Source organism: Paraburkholderia azotifigens (assembly GCF_007995085.1).
GTDB lineage: Bacteria > Pseudomonadota > Gammaproteobacteria > Burkholderiales > Burkholderiaceae > Paraburkholderia > Paraburkholderia azotifigens.
The window spans coordinates 911,782-925,516 of the sequence record NZ_VOQS01000001.1 but is presented as its reverse complement, the minus strand read 5'-3'; the positions used below and the strand labels follow the sequence as shown (position 1 = coordinate 925,516).

General features: G+C 62.3%; 14 protein-coding genes. 8 read left to right on the top strand and 6 right to left on the bottom strand.

Features of this window, described 5'->3' with window-relative positions:
* Positions 1-125 precede the first annotated feature (125 nt).
* The 3 genes from FRZ40_RS04090 (at position 126) to FRZ40_RS04080 (ending at position 4,728) form a co-directional block, all read left to right on the top strand.
* The gene (locus FRZ40_RS04090; RefSeq protein ID WP_012400625.1) at positions 126-1,397 is read left to right on the top strand and encodes a YeaH/YhbH family protein; all 1,272 of its coding nucleotides are present in this window, start codon (positions 126-128) and stop codon (positions 1,395-1,397) included.
* Complete coding sequence (locus tag FRZ40_RS04085; RefSeq protein WP_028368223.1) at positions 1,394-3,130, top strand: SpoVR family protein; 1,737 nt, start codon at positions 1,394-1,396, stop codon at positions 3,128-3,130. The genes FRZ40_RS04090 and FRZ40_RS04085 overlap by 4 nt, the downstream gene beginning before the upstream one ends.
* 302 nt (positions 3,131-3,432) lie before the next feature.
* The gene (locus tag FRZ40_RS04080) at positions 3,433-4,728 is read left to right on the top strand and encodes an MFS family transporter (protein WP_147233449.1); all 1,296 of its coding nucleotides are present in this window, start codon (positions 3,433-3,435) and stop codon (positions 4,726-4,728) included.
* 131 nt (positions 4,729-4,859) lie between these two features.
* Here FRZ40_RS04080 and FRZ40_RS04075 read toward each other — a convergent pair whose 3' ends face one another.
* Positions 4,860-5,837: a glycosyltransferase family 2 protein gene (locus tag FRZ40_RS04075; RefSeq protein WP_147233448.1), complete on the bottom strand. Its 978-nt coding sequence runs from the start codon at positions 5,835-5,837 to the stop codon at positions 4,860-4,862.
* A 43-nt stretch (positions 5,838-5,880) separates the two neighbouring features.
* On the opposite strand from FRZ40_RS04075, the gene FRZ40_RS04070 reads away from it, so the two are divergent.
* Positions 5,881-6,063 carry a hypothetical protein gene (locus FRZ40_RS04070; protein WP_147233447.1) on the top strand — a complete coding sequence of 61 codons (183 nt, stop codon included), beginning with the start codon at positions 5,881-5,883 and terminating at the stop codon, positions 6,061-6,063.
* Positions 6,064-6,083: 20 nt separating this feature from the next.
* On the opposite strand, the gene FRZ40_RS04065 is transcribed toward FRZ40_RS04070, so the two are convergent.
* Complete coding sequence (locus FRZ40_RS04065; RefSeq protein WP_028368220.1) at positions 6,084-6,272, bottom strand: hypothetical protein; 189 nt, start codon at positions 6,270-6,272, stop codon at positions 6,084-6,086.
* Positions 6,273-6,386: 114 nt separating this feature from the next.
* Between FRZ40_RS04065 and FRZ40_RS04060 the strand changes: the two genes are divergently transcribed.
* On the top strand, positions 6,387-6,617 hold the full coding sequence (locus FRZ40_RS04060; protein WP_028368219.1) for a hypothetical protein: 231 nt from the start codon (positions 6,387-6,389) through the stop codon (positions 6,615-6,617).
* Between the two features lie 24 nt (positions 6,618-6,641).
* Here the strand turns inward: FRZ40_RS04060 and FRZ40_RS04055 are convergent, their stop codons facing one another.
* Together FRZ40_RS04055 and FRZ40_RS04050 are read right to left on the bottom strand one after the other, a co-directional pair.
* Entirely contained in the window at positions 6,642-7,142 is a 501-nt protein-coding gene (locus FRZ40_RS04055; RefSeq protein ID WP_051446469.1) for a hypothetical protein, read from the bottom strand.
* Positions 7,143-7,273: 131 nt separating this feature from the next.
* Positions 7,274-8,596, bottom strand: a complete 1,323-nt coding sequence (locus FRZ40_RS04050; RefSeq protein WP_240057080.1) for an MFS transporter — start codon at positions 8,594-8,596, stop codon at positions 7,274-7,276.
* A gap of 275 nt (positions 8,597-8,871) precedes the next feature.
* Between FRZ40_RS04050 and FRZ40_RS04045 the strand changes: the two genes are divergently transcribed.
* Positions 8,872-9,729: a mechanosensitive ion channel family protein gene (locus FRZ40_RS04045; protein WP_147233446.1), complete on the top strand. Its 858-nt coding sequence runs from the start codon at positions 8,872-8,874 to the stop codon at positions 9,727-9,729.
* 337 nt (positions 9,730-10,066) lie between these two features.
* On the opposite strand, the gene FRZ40_RS45950 is transcribed toward FRZ40_RS04045, so the two are convergent.
* Positions 10,067-10,552, bottom strand: a complete 486-nt coding sequence (locus tag FRZ40_RS45950; protein WP_193566966.1) for a hypothetical protein — start codon at positions 10,550-10,552, stop codon at positions 10,067-10,069.
* A 55-nt stretch (positions 10,553-10,607) separates the two neighbouring features.
* On the opposite strand from FRZ40_RS45950, the gene FRZ40_RS04035 reads away from it, so the two are divergent.
* Positions 10,608-10,871, top strand: coding sequence for a hypothetical protein (locus FRZ40_RS04035; protein WP_147233444.1), 264 nt, complete (start codon positions 10,608-10,610; stop codon positions 10,869-10,871).
* Between the two features lie 82 nt (positions 10,872-10,953).
* Positions 10,954-12,216 carry a cardiolipin synthase gene (cls, locus tag FRZ40_RS04030; RefSeq protein WP_147233443.1) on the top strand — a complete coding sequence of 421 codons (1,263 nt, stop codon included), beginning with the start codon at positions 10,954-10,956 and terminating at the stop codon, positions 12,214-12,216.
* A gap of 399 nt (positions 12,217-12,615) precedes the next feature.
* On the opposite strand, the gene FRZ40_RS04020 is transcribed toward cls, so the two are convergent.
* Positions 12,616-13,692 carry a porin gene (locus tag FRZ40_RS04020; RefSeq protein WP_420873844.1) on the bottom strand — a complete coding sequence of 359 codons (1,077 nt, stop codon included), beginning with the start codon at positions 13,690-13,692 and terminating at the stop codon, positions 12,616-12,618.
* Positions 13,693-13,735 lie beyond the last annotated feature (43 nt).

The following is a 13,735-nucleotide window of genomic DNA, read 5'->3' as shown; positions in this document are numbered from 1 at the left end:
CCCGCGCGAACGGGTTCGCTTCACCCGATACGCGTGGGCCTCCTGCGAGGCGCAAGCCGCATGGACATAAGATTGCATGCGCAACTTGCGCCCCGCGTATTCCAAATCGGAGCGGGAGACCGGATGTGCTTCATCAAATCATCGACCGCAGGCTGGCAGGCAAGAACAAGAGCATTGCAAACCGCGAACGCTTTTTGCGTCGCGTAAAGGGCTATATTCGGCGCGCAGTATCGGAAGCGGTGCGCGATCGCAGCATCAAGGATATTCAGAACACCCAGAGCATCACGATTCCGCGCAAGGACATCGCCGAACCGTCGTTCCGGCATGGTCCGGGCGGCAAGCGCGAAATGGTGCACCCGGGTAACGCCGACTACATCCGTGGCGACAAGATACCGCGTCCGCAAGGCGGTGGTGGCAGCGGCGGCGGTGGCAGCGCCAGCAACGAAGGCGAAGGGCAGGACGATTTCGTCTTCGAGCTCAGCCGCGAAGAATTCATGCAGTACTTCTTCGACGACCTCGAACTGCCGCGTCTCGTCAAAACCCATCTGCTCGCCGTGCCGACGTGGAAGAGCATCCGCGCAGGCTGGGCGGCCGAGGGCACGCCGAACAACATCGACGTGGTGCGCTCGCTGCGCAGCGCGCTCGGCCGGCGCATCGCGCTCGGTGCGCCGCTCGTCAACGAACTGCACGAACTCGAGAAGCAGCTCGAAGAGATGAAGGCGGATCCCGCCGACCGTCGCGACGAGATCAAGCTGCTCGAAGAGGATATCCATCATCTGCGCGGCCGCATCTGGCGCATTCCATTCATCGACCCGTTCGACCTGCGTTACGTAAACCGCGTGAAGCAGCCGCAGCCGTCGAGCCAGGCGGTGATGTTTTGTCTGATGGATGTGTCGGGTTCGATGGACGAGCAGCGCAAGGATCTCGCCAAGCGCTTCTTCATCCTGCTGTATCTGTTCCTCAAGCGTAACTACGAGAAGATCGAAGTGGTCTTCATCCGTCACCATACGCGCGCCGAGGAAGTCGACGAAGACACGTTCTTCCATTCGACGGAAAGCGGCGGCACGGTGGTGTCGAGTGCGCTGGAACTGATGCAGAAGATTCTCGACGAACGTTACTCGCCGACTGAATGGAACATTTACGGCGCGCAGGCATCGGACGGCGACAACTGGACCGACGATTCGCCGAAATGCCGCAAGATCCTCGCAGATGACATTCTCGAGAAGGTGCGGTATTTTGCGTACATTCAGGTGACGCCCGAAGAGCAGAACCTGTGGCTCGAATATGCACAACTCGCGCTGTCGCAGCCGCATATGGCCATGAAGAAGGTCGAAACGGCTGCGGATATCTACCCAGTGTTCCGCGAGCTGTTCGAAAAGCAGGTGGAAGCGGCATGACGACACGCCACCTGCACAACGAGGCGCGCGGCTATGAGCCCGAGCGCCGTAAAGGCGTGCCGAAGCAGCGTGAGGCCGGGCATGCCGAGGCGAACACTGCGCACGTGCAGAATCCGCGTGCGCCCGATGCCGGAGCAGGCGTAGCGCCTGACGCAGCTGCAGCACGTGGACCCACCGGGGCGCCCACCGAAGGGCAAAGGGAAGTCCGTATGAACGTTGCCGATAGAAGGCCGTTGCCGTGTCCGTCCGACTGGACCTTCGAACTGATCGAAGAGTACGACACACATATTGCGCATGTTGCGGAGCAATATGAACTCGATGTCTATCCGATCCAGCTCGAGCTCATCAGCGCTGAACAGATGATGGACGCGTACGCGTCCGTCGGCATGCCGGTCAACTACCGGCACTGGTCGTTCGGCAAACATTTTCTTGCTACCGAGAAGAGTTACCGTCGCGGGCAAATGGGCCTCGCGTACGAGATCGTCATCAACTCGAACCCCTGCATCGCGTATCTCATGGAAGAGAACACGATGACGATGCAGGCGCTCGTCATCGCGCACGCGGCCTACGGGCACAACTCGTTCTTCAAGGGGAATTACCTGTTCCGCTTGTGGACGGATGCGCATGCCATCATCGATTACCTCGTCTACGCGAAGAACTACATCGCGGAGTGCGAAGAGCGCTTCGGGCTCGATCGCGTCGAAGAACTGCTCGACTCGTGCCACGCGCTGATGAACTACGGCGTGGACCGCTACAAGCGGCCGCAAAAGCTGTCGTTGCAGAAGGAATCGGAAGCGCGCCGCGAACGCGAAGCGTATCTGCAGTCGCAGGTCAACGAACTGTGGCGCACGCTGCCGACGCGTCACACGCCGTTGCCCGAAGAAGTGGAAGATCGCTATCCGCCCGAGCCGCAGGAAAACCTGCTGTATTTCGCGGAGAAAAACGCGCCGCTGCTCGAACCGTGGGAGCGGGAAGTCATCCGCATCGTGCGCAAGATCGGCCAGTACTTCTATCCGCAACGGCAGACGCAGGTGATGAACGAAGGCTGGGCGACGTTTTGGCACTACACGCTGCTCAACACGCTGTACAACGAGGGCAAGCTCGAAGACGGCTTCATGATGGAGTTTCTCCATTCGCACAGCAACGTCGTCTACCAGCCGCCCGTGACAAAGCCGTACTACAGCGGCATCAATCCGTATGCGCTCGGTTTTTCGATGATGAGCGACATCCGCCGCATCTGCGAACACCCAACGGAAGAGGACCGCAAGTGGTTCCCCGAGCTCGCGGGCAGTCCGTGGCTGCAGGCCTTGCACTACGCGATGCGCAACTTCAAGGACGAGAGCTTCGTCGCGCAATATCTGTCGCCGCATCTGATCCGCGAAATGCGGCTCTTCTCGGTGCTCGACGACGACATGCGCGATGCGCTCGAAGTCTCCGCGATCCACGACGACAGCGGCTATCAGTACGTGCGCCAGGCGCTCTCGCGTCAATACGACATGCATCATCGCGAGCCGAACATCCAGGTGTATTCGGTGAACACGCGCGGCGACCGCAGTCTCACGCTGCGCCACTTCATGAGCGATAACCGCCATCTGTCGAGCGACAGCGACGAGGTGCTCAAGCACATGGCGCGCTTGTGGCAGTTCGACGTGTACCTGGAAAGCGTCGACGAAAACGGCACGGTCAGGAAACGCTACGAGTGCCGCTACCAGGCGCCGGCTGTGCGCGTTTGAGTTCGCTAACCGACCGTCACCAGAGCCAGCCTTCGGTTGGCTCTTTTCTTTTGCGCCACGCTTCGTCTCCGATTGCAGCCGAACGCCCGAAAGGAAGCGCAACCCTACAGAAGGCCGTGCACACGCCGTTATCCCGGGATATCCGTTAAGATACCGACGCGCCAAAGCTTACATATAGATACAATCTCGCACGCGCGCCGCAACCCGGTTGCAACGAGACCGAAACCTGGTTGAAACCGGGTGGAGCGCAAAACAAAGGCGGCGTTCGACCGCTTTCACTTCAAGAAGGGACCGACACCAGCATGACCGATACGACCGTCTTCACGCCCTCCGACACCCGGCGACGCATCTTCGCGATCGTCGGCGCTTCGTCGGGCAATCTCGTCGAGTGGTTCGATTTCTACGTTTATTCGTTTTGCGCACTGTACTTCGCGCCTGCGTTCTTTCCGAAGGGCGATACGACGGCGCAGTTGCTGAACACGGCAGGCGTGTTCGCCGCGGGCTTCCTGATGCGCCCGATCGGCGGCTGGTTCTTCGGCCGTCTCGCCGACAAGCGCGGCCGTCGCTTCGCGATGATGGTGTCGGTGTTCATGATGTGCGGCGGCTCGCTGGTGATCGCGTGCCTGCCGACATATGCGCAGATCGGCGCGCTCGCGCCTGCGCTGCTGCTTGTCGCGCGGCTCTTCCAGGGGTTGTCGGTTGGCGGCGAGTACGGCACCAGCGCAACCTACATGAGTGAGGTCGCGTTGAAGGGCCGTCGCGGCTTCTTCGCGTCGTTCCAGTACGTGACCCTGATCGGCGGGCAGCTGTTCGCGTTGCTCGTGCTGGTGATCCTGCAGCAGGTGCTGACGACGGAAGAGCTGAAGGCCTGGGGCTGGCGCGTTCCGTTCGTGGTCGGCGCGTTGGCCGCACTCGTTGCACTGTATCTGCGCCGCTCGCTCGACGAAACCACCACGGCCGAAACGCGTCAGCGCAAGGAAGCGGGCACGCTGCGCGGCATGTGGAAGCACAAGGGCGCATTCTTCACGGTGCTCGGCTTTACGGCAGGCGGCTCGCTGATTTTCTACACGTTCACGACGTACATGCAGAAGTACCTCGTCAACACGGCGGGCATGAACACGAAAACGGCAAGCAACGTGATGACGGCCGCGCTCTTCGTCTACATGATCATGCAGCCGGCGTTTGGTGCATTGTCGGATCGTATCGGCCGCCGCCAGTCGATGCTGCTGTTCGGCTTCTTCGCGACGATCGGCACGGTGCCGCTGCTGCACGCACTGAAGGACGTGACGAGCCCCATGACGGCGTTCGTGCTGGTGGTGATCGCGCTCGCGATTGTCAGCTTCTATACGTCGATTAGCGGTCTCATCAAGGCCGAGATGTTCCCGCCTGAGGTGCGCGCGCTCGGTGTCGGCCTGTCGTACGCCGTGGCGAACGCGATCTTCGGCGGCTCGGCCGAATACGTCGCGCTGTGGCTCAAGCAGGCGGGCAGCGAATCGATGTTCTACTGGTACGTGACGGTGCTGTGCGCGATCGCTGGCCTCGTATCGTTCCGCATGCGCGATCCATCGAAGGAAGGCTATCTGCGTCACGAACCGTGATGCGTTGCACCTTCGCGCGTGAAGCGCGACCATGAAGTGCAAAAAGCGGCTCTTGAATAGAGCCGCTTTTTTTATGTGCTACCGGATTCGCGTGCGGAAAGCGCTTAGGGGAACGCGTTTAGGGAAACCGCTTACGGAAAACGCGGTGCCGATGGCGGCAGTCTGCGCCACTTGGTCGGAATGAACGCGCGCGCGATCAGCGACAGGTGATAGTAGAGCCTTGCATCGAACCCATACGCATATGCATAGAGATGCTCGAACGCCACGCGCAGCGCTGCAAACGGTGCATCGTTCTTCGCATACAGCGACACGACGATGGGCGCGAGCCGGCGCAATGCAAGACGGCGTGCCGGTTCGAGCGAGGCATCGAGTGTCAGCTTCGACACGAATTCGAATGCCGTCAACGAAGCGGACGAGGCCGAGCCGCGCGAGCGGCCTGAAACGGACGCGTCCGTCTTGCGGTAGTACGACACATAGCGATGCAGGTAATACACCTGCGATGCGGCGAGGCACAACTCGGAACCGAACACGTAATCGCAGCATGTGCCGACATCGTCGCGATAGCTGATCCGTTTGACGAGCGCGGCATTCGCCATCCAGCCGTTGTTCGGGAACATCTGCACGAGCCCCGTTCGGCCCGGCTGCTTCTGCAGACCTTGCGCGGCCGCAGTGCGATGGAAGGCCGCATTCACTGCCGCGCTTTTCGCCGTGTCGAAATGTCCGTGCGCATCGACCTCGTATTGATCCGCGAACGCGACCTCGAGTTGCGGATGCTGCTGCCATAGCGCCAGCAGGCTCTCGATGCCGTCGTTCGTGAAGTAATCATCGTCGTGGATCAACGCAATCCTGTCGCCCGTCGCACGTGCAAAGAGACTCGCGACGTTGCGCGCCTGACCGAGCGACGGTTCGTTCTTCACATAGCGAATGCGCGCGTCATGCGCGTAGCGCGTCGCGATCAGCTGCTGCGTGCGTGTGTCGCTCGAATCGTCGCCGATCAGTACTTCGATATTCGTGTGCGTTTGCGCCAGACACGAATCCAGACATTCGACGAGCAACTCGGGACGGTTGCATGTCGGGACGCAAATGGAAACCTTGCAGGATGTCGTCATTGTTTTCCGCTCGCTCCATTGACCAGAAGCAGCGAACCTTCACGTGACGAAATCTTCCGCTGCTGGCAGCAAGGTAGATGAAGGGGGCGGAAAAATAACCAGAAATAATTCAGTAAATAATGCTGTTTCTCGTGAATTGCGCGGCATACCATGCGCGATTTGCCGCGAAAAAAATACGGCGGCTCTGCAAAAAATGCAGGCCGCCGTATTTCTTGCTGCGTTTTAGCGCGATCGCGCGCGAATGCATCAGCCGACGGAGGGTTCGCCTTCACCGGGTTTCTTGCCGGGGCGGTCGGCGGGCGACTGCTTGCGGTTTTCGTCGTGACGTTCGGGCATCTTGCTCTTTTCGTTGTCGCTGTGAACGGGGTGCTTCGGGTGTTCGGGATCGCCGCCGGGGCGGGCCGTGCTGGTCGTCTCCTGCTTCTGGCTGCTCATGTAACGCTCCTTGAACGAGGTCTGCCTTGACGCAGCAATTGCCGGTCCCGTCACGCCGTTGATAGACTCGTCGGCAGGCGCCCACATCAAAAAACAGCCTGACGGAGACAACCTATGAGCAAAATTGCGTTCCAGGATTTCGAGCGGCAGGTGTTGCAGCGTCACATGATCCGAGGACATGTGTACGAGAACGCCGCCGCGCTCGTCGATCGCGCGAACGCGTGGATCGCCGAACACAAGGTCGATGTGATCAACGTGGAAAGCCTGTCGACCTTCGGTTCCGGCGACGATACGAGCGTGAGTCACTGGTACTCGGGTATCCGCGTCTGGTATCGCATCGAATAGCGGCATCGAACGGCGTGCTGCGCCTTATTTGCCCGATGCGTTGCCCGACGCGTTGCCCGATGCGTTACCCGACACGACCAGTTTCACTTTGCCCGCGCCGGCGGGCATCGCCGTGATCTGCGTGCGCGCTTCACGCGGGCCGATGTAGAAATGCTGCCGTGCGGGCGAATTCACGTCGTGAGTCGCGTCGGGCAGACACGAAGCGACGTCGGCCGCCACCGCCTGCAAGGCCGTCGTGCTCGAACCCGCGCCGCCACTCGGCGTCCATGAGCAGGCGTAACTGCCTTTCGAGGCGCCGCATTGCGCGTCGTTGCCGTAGGGCTGCGCGATGCCTTTGCCATCGTCGGGCGTCAGTTGGGAAAAGCCCGTAGGCGCTGCAGCGACGATGCGCTTGAGTGCGGCACAGGGGCTCGGTGCATCGTCCGCGCTTGCGGCGAGCGGCGTCAGCGCAGCCGCCGAGAGCGCGACGAGCGAGGCGATGGCGCTCAGCGAGTGCAGGGAGTGGGCGCGCCGGATCCGTTGCATGTGCATCTCCTTGGGATGGATGGCGGCACGGCGTACGTGCGCAGCCGATCTGTCGAGCCACTGTGCAATGAACGCGCCTGATCCTTTCTCATGTGCGTCATGCCGCTCGCGTCACTCATGCCTGCTCATGCCTATGCAGCGGCGCCGCCGCCATGTTCTTCGCGGTCGAGCGTTCGCGTGCGGCGCAATTCCGGAAACAGCTTCATCCATAGCAGCGCGATCGCGATGGTCGCGCAACCGCCGACGAGCACGGCAGGTTGCGCGCCCCACCAGCCGGCTGTGAGCCCCGATTCGAACTCGCCCAACTGGTTCGACGTACCGATGAACAGCGAGTTGACGGCGCTGACGCGGCCGAGCATGTCATCGGGCGTGCGCAGCTGCACGAGCGACAGCCGCACGACGACGCTGATCACATCCGACGCACCGAGCGCCATCAGCGCGAACAGCGACACAATGAACGAATGCGACAGGCCGAACACGAGCGTCGCGATGCCGAACGCGATCACGCCGCCGAACATCGCCGCGCCCGGCCGGTTGCGCAGCGGGAAATGCGCGAGCCAGATCGTGCCGCCGAGCGCGCCGACGGCCGACGCTGAGCGCAACAGACCCAGACCGAGCGGGCCCGCGTGCAGCACATCGCGCGCGAAGATCGGCAGCAGGGCCGTCGCGCCGCCGAACAGCACGGCGAACAGATCGAGCGACAGCGCGCCGAGAATGACCGGCTGGCTGCGGATGAAGCGTACGCCCGAGAACACCGATTCGAGCGTGACGGGCGCGCGCGGCACGGGCTTCGTACGCAGCGCAATCGTGCTGACGGCGGCCGACGCAAGCGCAAATGACAGCGTGCACGCCAGATACGCGGCGCCGGGACCGATGCCGTAAAGCAGACCGCCCAGCGCTGGGCCGCTGATCTGCGCGGCCTGGTTCGCGGAGGTCGCCCATGCCGTCGCCTGCGATAACTGCGCACGCGGCGCGACGCCCGGCAGCAGCGACGCGACAGCGGGCGACTCGAACGCCCGCGACGCGCCGACGCATGCGGCGAGCGCGTAGATCACGGGCGCGCTGATCCAGCCGCCGAACGTACCCCAGGCGAAGAGCGCGGCGGCGACGCATTCGAGCCCCTGACAGATGGCCGCGATGCGCCGCCGGTCATAACGGTCCGCGACCTGGCCGACGACGAGCGTAAGCACGAACATCGGCAGGAACTGCGCAAGTCCGACGAGCCCGAGCGCAAACGCGCTATGCGTGAGCGCGTAGATGTGCCAGCCCATCGCGACGGCAAGCATCTGGAATGACAGCGACGACAGCACGCGCGTGCACCAGAAACGCTGGAACGGTTTCTGTCGGGGGAGGCTGATTTCGGGTTCGCGGTCGGCGTCGTCGACGAGTGTATCGAACGTATCGGCGACGGAATCGGTGATCTGGTTGCTGGAGTCGGCGGGCGGTGTGTTCATCGAAGATGGATCGTCGTCCCATATAACGGGCCGACTGCGTTCGCGCGGCATGCCTTTATTCAGGCACCGCATTTGCAAATGCATTGGCGGGAAAAGCGTGGCGGAACGCGTGTTCTGTCGACGCTTTGTTCGGGCCGCCAGTGTAGAGCAAGTGGGTCGCGCTTGCCGGTCTGCATGGGCGGGCGCCCGGCTGCGGCCCGTTACGCGATGTTACGCGGAACGCACGATGAGCCGTACGACACACATCGAGTCGCTTTCTTCAATCGACATGAACCATGGATGATCTGATCGCTCGCCTGTTTCACCTGCAACCTTCGCTGATTGTGACGCTCACGCATGACCTGATGCATGCGGGCGTGGCGATCCTGATCCTCGTCGTCGGCTGGTGGCTCTCCAACAGGATTGGCGGCCTGCTGTCGAAGGCGATGTCCCGCACGCATGCGGATCCGACGCTTGCGCCGATGATCAATGCAATCGGTGCCTGGACCCTACGCGTGCTCGTGCTGTTCGCGGCGCTCAGCGAAGTCGGCGTTGCGACGGCGAGCGTGCTGGCCGTGCTCGGCGCGGCCGGCCTCGCGATCGGTCTCGCATTGCAAGGCACGCTGCAGAATATTGCCGCCGGAATTATGTTGCTGATGCTGCGGCCGTTTCGTGCAGGCGATGTGATCGAAGGCACGGGCGCGACGGCGGGCATCGTGCGAGAGGTCGGGCTCTTTACCACGCGTATCGAACGCAGCGACGGCAATGCCGTTTTCGTGCCGAACAGCCAGATCTGGAGCAATCCCGTGATCAACTACAGCAGCGGTGGCACGCAGCGCGTGGAGGTGGAAGTGGCGATCGCGCAGCGCCAGGACGTCGCATGCGCGATCGATGCGCTGAAGAAGATGATCGCCGGCGATCCCCGCGTGCTCGGCGGCAATACGCTCGCGCCCGTGGTGACCGCGGCCGACTATCAGCGCGGCGGGGGCGCGGCGGTCCGGTTCGCCGCCTGGGTGAGCGGAGCGGATGCACAACTCGCTGCCGATGACATGCGAGAGCGCGCGCGGACCGTACTCGACGAGGCGGGCTGCAAAACTGCGGAAGCACCTCGTGCGCACGGTGCGGCGCGTCCGTCGGAGGCGCAGCACGCCTGACGGGTTTTTCCTCTGGCCGATGCAAGGTTTTGCAGGTGCGCTGAGTTCATTTCCTGCGCTGCAGTGTATTGCAGTTCTCGCGAATATCCCGTTTCACGCCCGTCGCACACATCGGGCAAAAACATCAGCGCCGAGCCAGCATTTCCACGCGTCCCGCTTCATATCTGTGAACGGTCTGCAAAGTGCACTGATCTGACCGACGCCCAGCGCACTGTAGTTCCCCTATTGCCCCCTTCTAGTATTCCCGTGCATCCGTGACCGTGCATTTACGCACCGGCATGTCGCAAAGCCGCAATTATCATAGGTGAAAACCCTAGTATTGAGATAGAATGCGAGCTTACCCGAAGAGATTGCCATGTCGCCCCGTTTTCAGGTTTTTGAAAAAATTGCGTTTTCGCTGGTCGTGATGTCCGCCGTGCTGTGCTCCGGCTACATTGCATGGGAAACGTCGCCCGATTTCCAGGACGCCGTGCACGCGAGCGCCGCTGCCGTGCGCTGGAGCGGCGACTATTCGTTCATCTGTGCGTCGACGGCGACCAACGCTTGCGACCAGTTGCCCATCGACTGACTCCTCGAAGCGGAACGACAGAAGACGCTGGCGCGCCTCGCGGCGCAGGCCAGCGCGCAGCGTCGCGTAATTTTCACTCCTTCCGTCGGCGTTTTTTTCAAAGCGTCGGCCGGCCATCCCGCGTAAGGCTCGTCCCTCCTCGAACATGCATTTGGAATGCCGCTTGCTTTCTATAAGCGGCTGGGCTTCGTCCGTCATCGCGACATGAAGTCCGGTTCCTTCGAAAACCGTCGTCGCCAGCCGGTCGATCATCATTGTTCGGCCTCCACGGTCTAGAACAATTCCGAGGCATGCACTGAGGAGCCGCACCATGACACCCGCTACCCTGTATGAAATGCAGATCCTGCAAACGGATATGCGCATGCTGATCGCCGTCGACGACGCGGCGATCGAACTCTTTCCCGGCGCGGCAGCGAGTAGCGACCTCACTGGCAAGCCGTATGCGGTGCTGCACACCGATTCGCTCGCCACGCTCAGCGGCTGGCGCGAGGTCATGCAGGAAGGCGGGCGTCCGCATCGCCTCGTCAACAACGTCTACGGTTATCGTCAGGAAGTGAACAACCCGGACTGGTAATGCATCGCGGCCGAGCGCGCGACGTGGCCTCAATCAGGCGCAGCGCGCGCCATTCCCTCATCGACACCGCTGAACGCGGCGCATGCTGACGATCCTGCTCACGGCCGGCGTCACGCTCGTCGTCGTGCTCGTGATCGCCAATCTGTCGACGGGCGAAAAGAAGATCGAGCACAAGATCGAGCGTCTGTACGGCAGCGACGATCCTCAGTTCATTCGCTCTATGGGTCTGCTGCTCGGACCGCCCGTCTCCTCCGGCAACTGCTTCGAGGTACTCGTCAACGGCGACGAGATTTTCCCGTCGATGCTCGAAGGCATCGCAAGCGCACGCAAAACCATAACGTTCGAAACTTTTATCTACTGGTCCGGCGCGATCGGCGAGCAGATCGCCCGGGCATTGTCGGACAAGGCGCAAGCCGGCATTTCAGTGCATGTGCTGCTCGACTGGGTCGGTTCGCAAAAGATGGAGCGGCACTATCTCGACATGCTCAAGAATGCAGGCGCCGAGGTGATCCAGTACCACAAGCCGCACTGGACCGGCCTTGGCCGCATGAACGACCGCACGCACCGCAAGCTGCTCGTGATTGACGGGCGCATCGGCTTCACGGGCGGCGTCGGCATCGCGCAGGAGTGGACGGGCCACGCACAGGACGACAAGCACTGGCGCGACACCCATTTTCGTGTGACGGGCCCCGTGGTCGGCCACATGCAAGCCGTTTTCATGGACAACTGGATCAAGGCGACGGGCAACGTATTGCATGGCCCCGACTACTTTCCTGAACCGGATGAAGCAGGCGACGGCCTCGCGCACATGTTCAGCAGCTCACCTTCGGGCGGCAGCGACGACATGCAGCTGATGTATCTGCTGGCGATCACGGCGGCGACACGCTCGATCCACCTCGCCAGCGCGTATTTCGTGCCGGACAACTTGACGATCAACGCGATCGCCGAAGCAGCGAAGCGCGGCGTCGACGTGAAGATCCTGACGCCGGGCCGGCACATCGATACGCACACTGTGCGCGAGGCATCGCGCGCATGCTGGGGAAGGCTGCTCGAAGCGGGCGTGCAGATGTTCGAGTATCAGCCGACGATGTTTCACGTCAAGCTGCTCGTCGTCGACGAATATCTCGTGTCGGTCGGCTCGACCAATTTCGACATGCGCTCGTTCAAGCTGAACGACGAAGCCAACCTCAACATCTATGACGCGGCCTTCGCGCGCCGCCAGACGCAGATTTTCGCCGACGACCTCGCGAAGTCGAAGCGGGTGACCCTCGAAGACTGGAACGGGCGCCCGTGGACGACGAAGCTCGTCGATCGCGTGGTCGCGCTGCTCGATCCTCAGCTTTGAGCGGCAGGGACGCCGATGGGACTTCCAGCGGAATCATCGTCAGGTACGGGACGCGTGCATGGGGGGCGAGCGATCGGGCGGATCCCCGGCGGGCGGCTCATGATCGGGCAGAGAATCCGGTTCGCGCTCGGGAACGGGCGGCGAGCCGGGGCCAGGATCAGGATCGTCGCCCGGGGCGGCGCGGGATCGGGCTCGACCTCGGGCGGCGTCGGCGTGTGCAGGCGCCGGCTGACGGGAAACGGCGGGACGGGAAGAACAGAAAATGCAGTCTGGTTCATCGTATGGATCTCTCGAGTGCGGTTCGACACATCGATGAAATCGCAATGCATGTGCCATCCGTCGCACACGTCAGCCGAGCCACGCTATGCACGATGCTTCAGCGCACGATACTGCATCGGCCTAGAACCGTTCGATCATCCCGACCTGCAAGCCCCGCACGGGCGCGCCGGGATACGCGACGGGAAGGCCCGTTACGTTTACACCGCGTAGCGTGAACGTCGCCTGTCCGTGGTTTTCCAGGTCGGCGGCGCTGAGATAGAGCAGCAGCGCCTTCGACACCTGGTAGTCGAACGCAATGCTGAGCTGGTCCGCGTTGTTGTCTGCGCCGCTGCCGTCACGCGCATGCGCGTAGCCGACGGATGCGCTCGCTTGCGGCGTGAGCTGCCACGACGCGGACACGGAGAGGCCGTCGTCGTGATAACGCGGCGTCCCGCCGTCGCCGTTGAAGTACGCAACAAAGCCCGTGAGCGCGCCCCATTCATACGATGCGCCCGCAAAATTCGCGCGCAACGCGCCGTCGCCGTGCGTCTGCTGGTGCGCGTAGAGCAGCTTCATGCCGCCGAGCGCCCAGACGGCCGTGACGTAATAGCCGCCGATGCCGTTGCCGTCGCCGGCATCGCGCAGCGCGTACATGCCTGTTACCGTCAAGCCGGCGATGGTCGGCGACAGATAGGCAAACGCGTTGTCCGTATAGGGCGTGATTTTCGAGAGGTTGTTCAGGCCGGAGGCGATCGTGCCGGCGCCGAATGCGTCGAGTTGCCCCTTGAACGGAATATAGATAGGCGAATACTGTCGGCCGACGCGCAGTTCGCCCCATGCGCCATGCGCGCCGATCCACGCCTGCCGGTTGAAGATGTTGCCCGGCACCGAGAGTTCGCCGCTCGTCGAATCGAAGCCGTTTTCAAGGGTGAAGACGAGACTGTTGCCGTCGCCAAGCGGCTCGCTGCCATGCAGCCCGAAGCGCGTGCCGCGGTAGGCGCCCGAGTCCATGCGCGCGACATAGCCGCTGCCGGGATTGGTCACTTCGATGCTGGTGTCGATCAACCCATAGAACGTGACCGACCCTTGTGCGAAGGCCGGCGATGCCACGCCGAACGCACAGGTCAGCGCGAGCAGGCAGCGCAAAGCACTGCGTCGCCACGGAGCGCGATGAGAAAACAGAAGGCACAGCCGGCAAAACGCGATGGACGTTGGCATCGGGCGGGCGAGGGCAGTGGAGTCGCAAGGTCACAACAACTGG

What these genes read in the sequence shown, in the direction of transcription:
- FRZ40_RS04050 (WP_240057080.1), bottom strand. Translation starts at nt 8,596, where the DNA reads ATGAACACACCGCCCGCCGACTCCAGCAACCAGATCACCGATTCCGTC.
- FRZ40_RS04085 (WP_028368223.1), top strand. Translation starts at nt 1,394, where the DNA reads ATGACGACACGCCACCTGCACAACGAGGCGCGCGGCTATGAGCCCGAG.
- FRZ40_RS04075 (WP_147233448.1), bottom strand. Translation starts at nt 5,837, where the DNA reads ATGACGACATCCTGCAAGGTTTCCATTTGCGTCCCGACATGCAACCGT.
- FRZ40_RS04080 (WP_147233449.1), top strand. Translation starts at nt 3,433, where the DNA reads ATGACCGATACGACCGTCTTCACGCCCTCCGACACCCGGCGACGCATC.
- FRZ40_RS04035 (WP_147233444.1), top strand. Translation starts at nt 10,608, where the DNA reads ATGACACCCGCTACCCTGTATGAAATGCAGATCCTGCAAACGGATATG.
- FRZ40_RS45950 (WP_193566966.1), bottom strand. Translation starts at nt 10,552, where the DNA reads ATGATGATCGACCGGCTGGCGACGACGGTTTTCGAAGGAACCGGACTT.
- FRZ40_RS04020 (WP_420873844.1), bottom strand. Translation starts at nt 13,692, where the DNA reads ATGCCAACGTCCATCGCGTTTTGCCGGCTGTGCCTTCTGTTTTCTCAT.
- FRZ40_RS04060 (WP_028368219.1), top strand. Translation starts at nt 6,387, where the DNA reads ATGAGCAAAATTGCGTTCCAGGATTTCGAGCGGCAGGTGTTGCAGCGT.
- FRZ40_RS04045 (WP_147233446.1), top strand. Translation starts at nt 8,872, where the DNA reads ATGGATGATCTGATCGCTCGCCTGTTTCACCTGCAACCTTCGCTGATT.
- cls (WP_147233443.1), top strand. Translation starts at nt 10,954, where the DNA reads ATGCTGACGATCCTGCTCACGGCCGGCGTCACGCTCGTCGTCGTGCTC.
- FRZ40_RS04055 (WP_051446469.1), bottom strand. Translation starts at nt 7,142, where the DNA reads ATGCAACGGATCCGGCGCGCCCACTCCCTGCACTCGCTGAGCGCCATC.
- FRZ40_RS04065 (WP_028368220.1), bottom strand. Translation starts at nt 6,272, where the DNA reads ATGAGCAGCCAGAAGCAGGAGACGACCAGCACGGCCCGCCCCGGCGGC.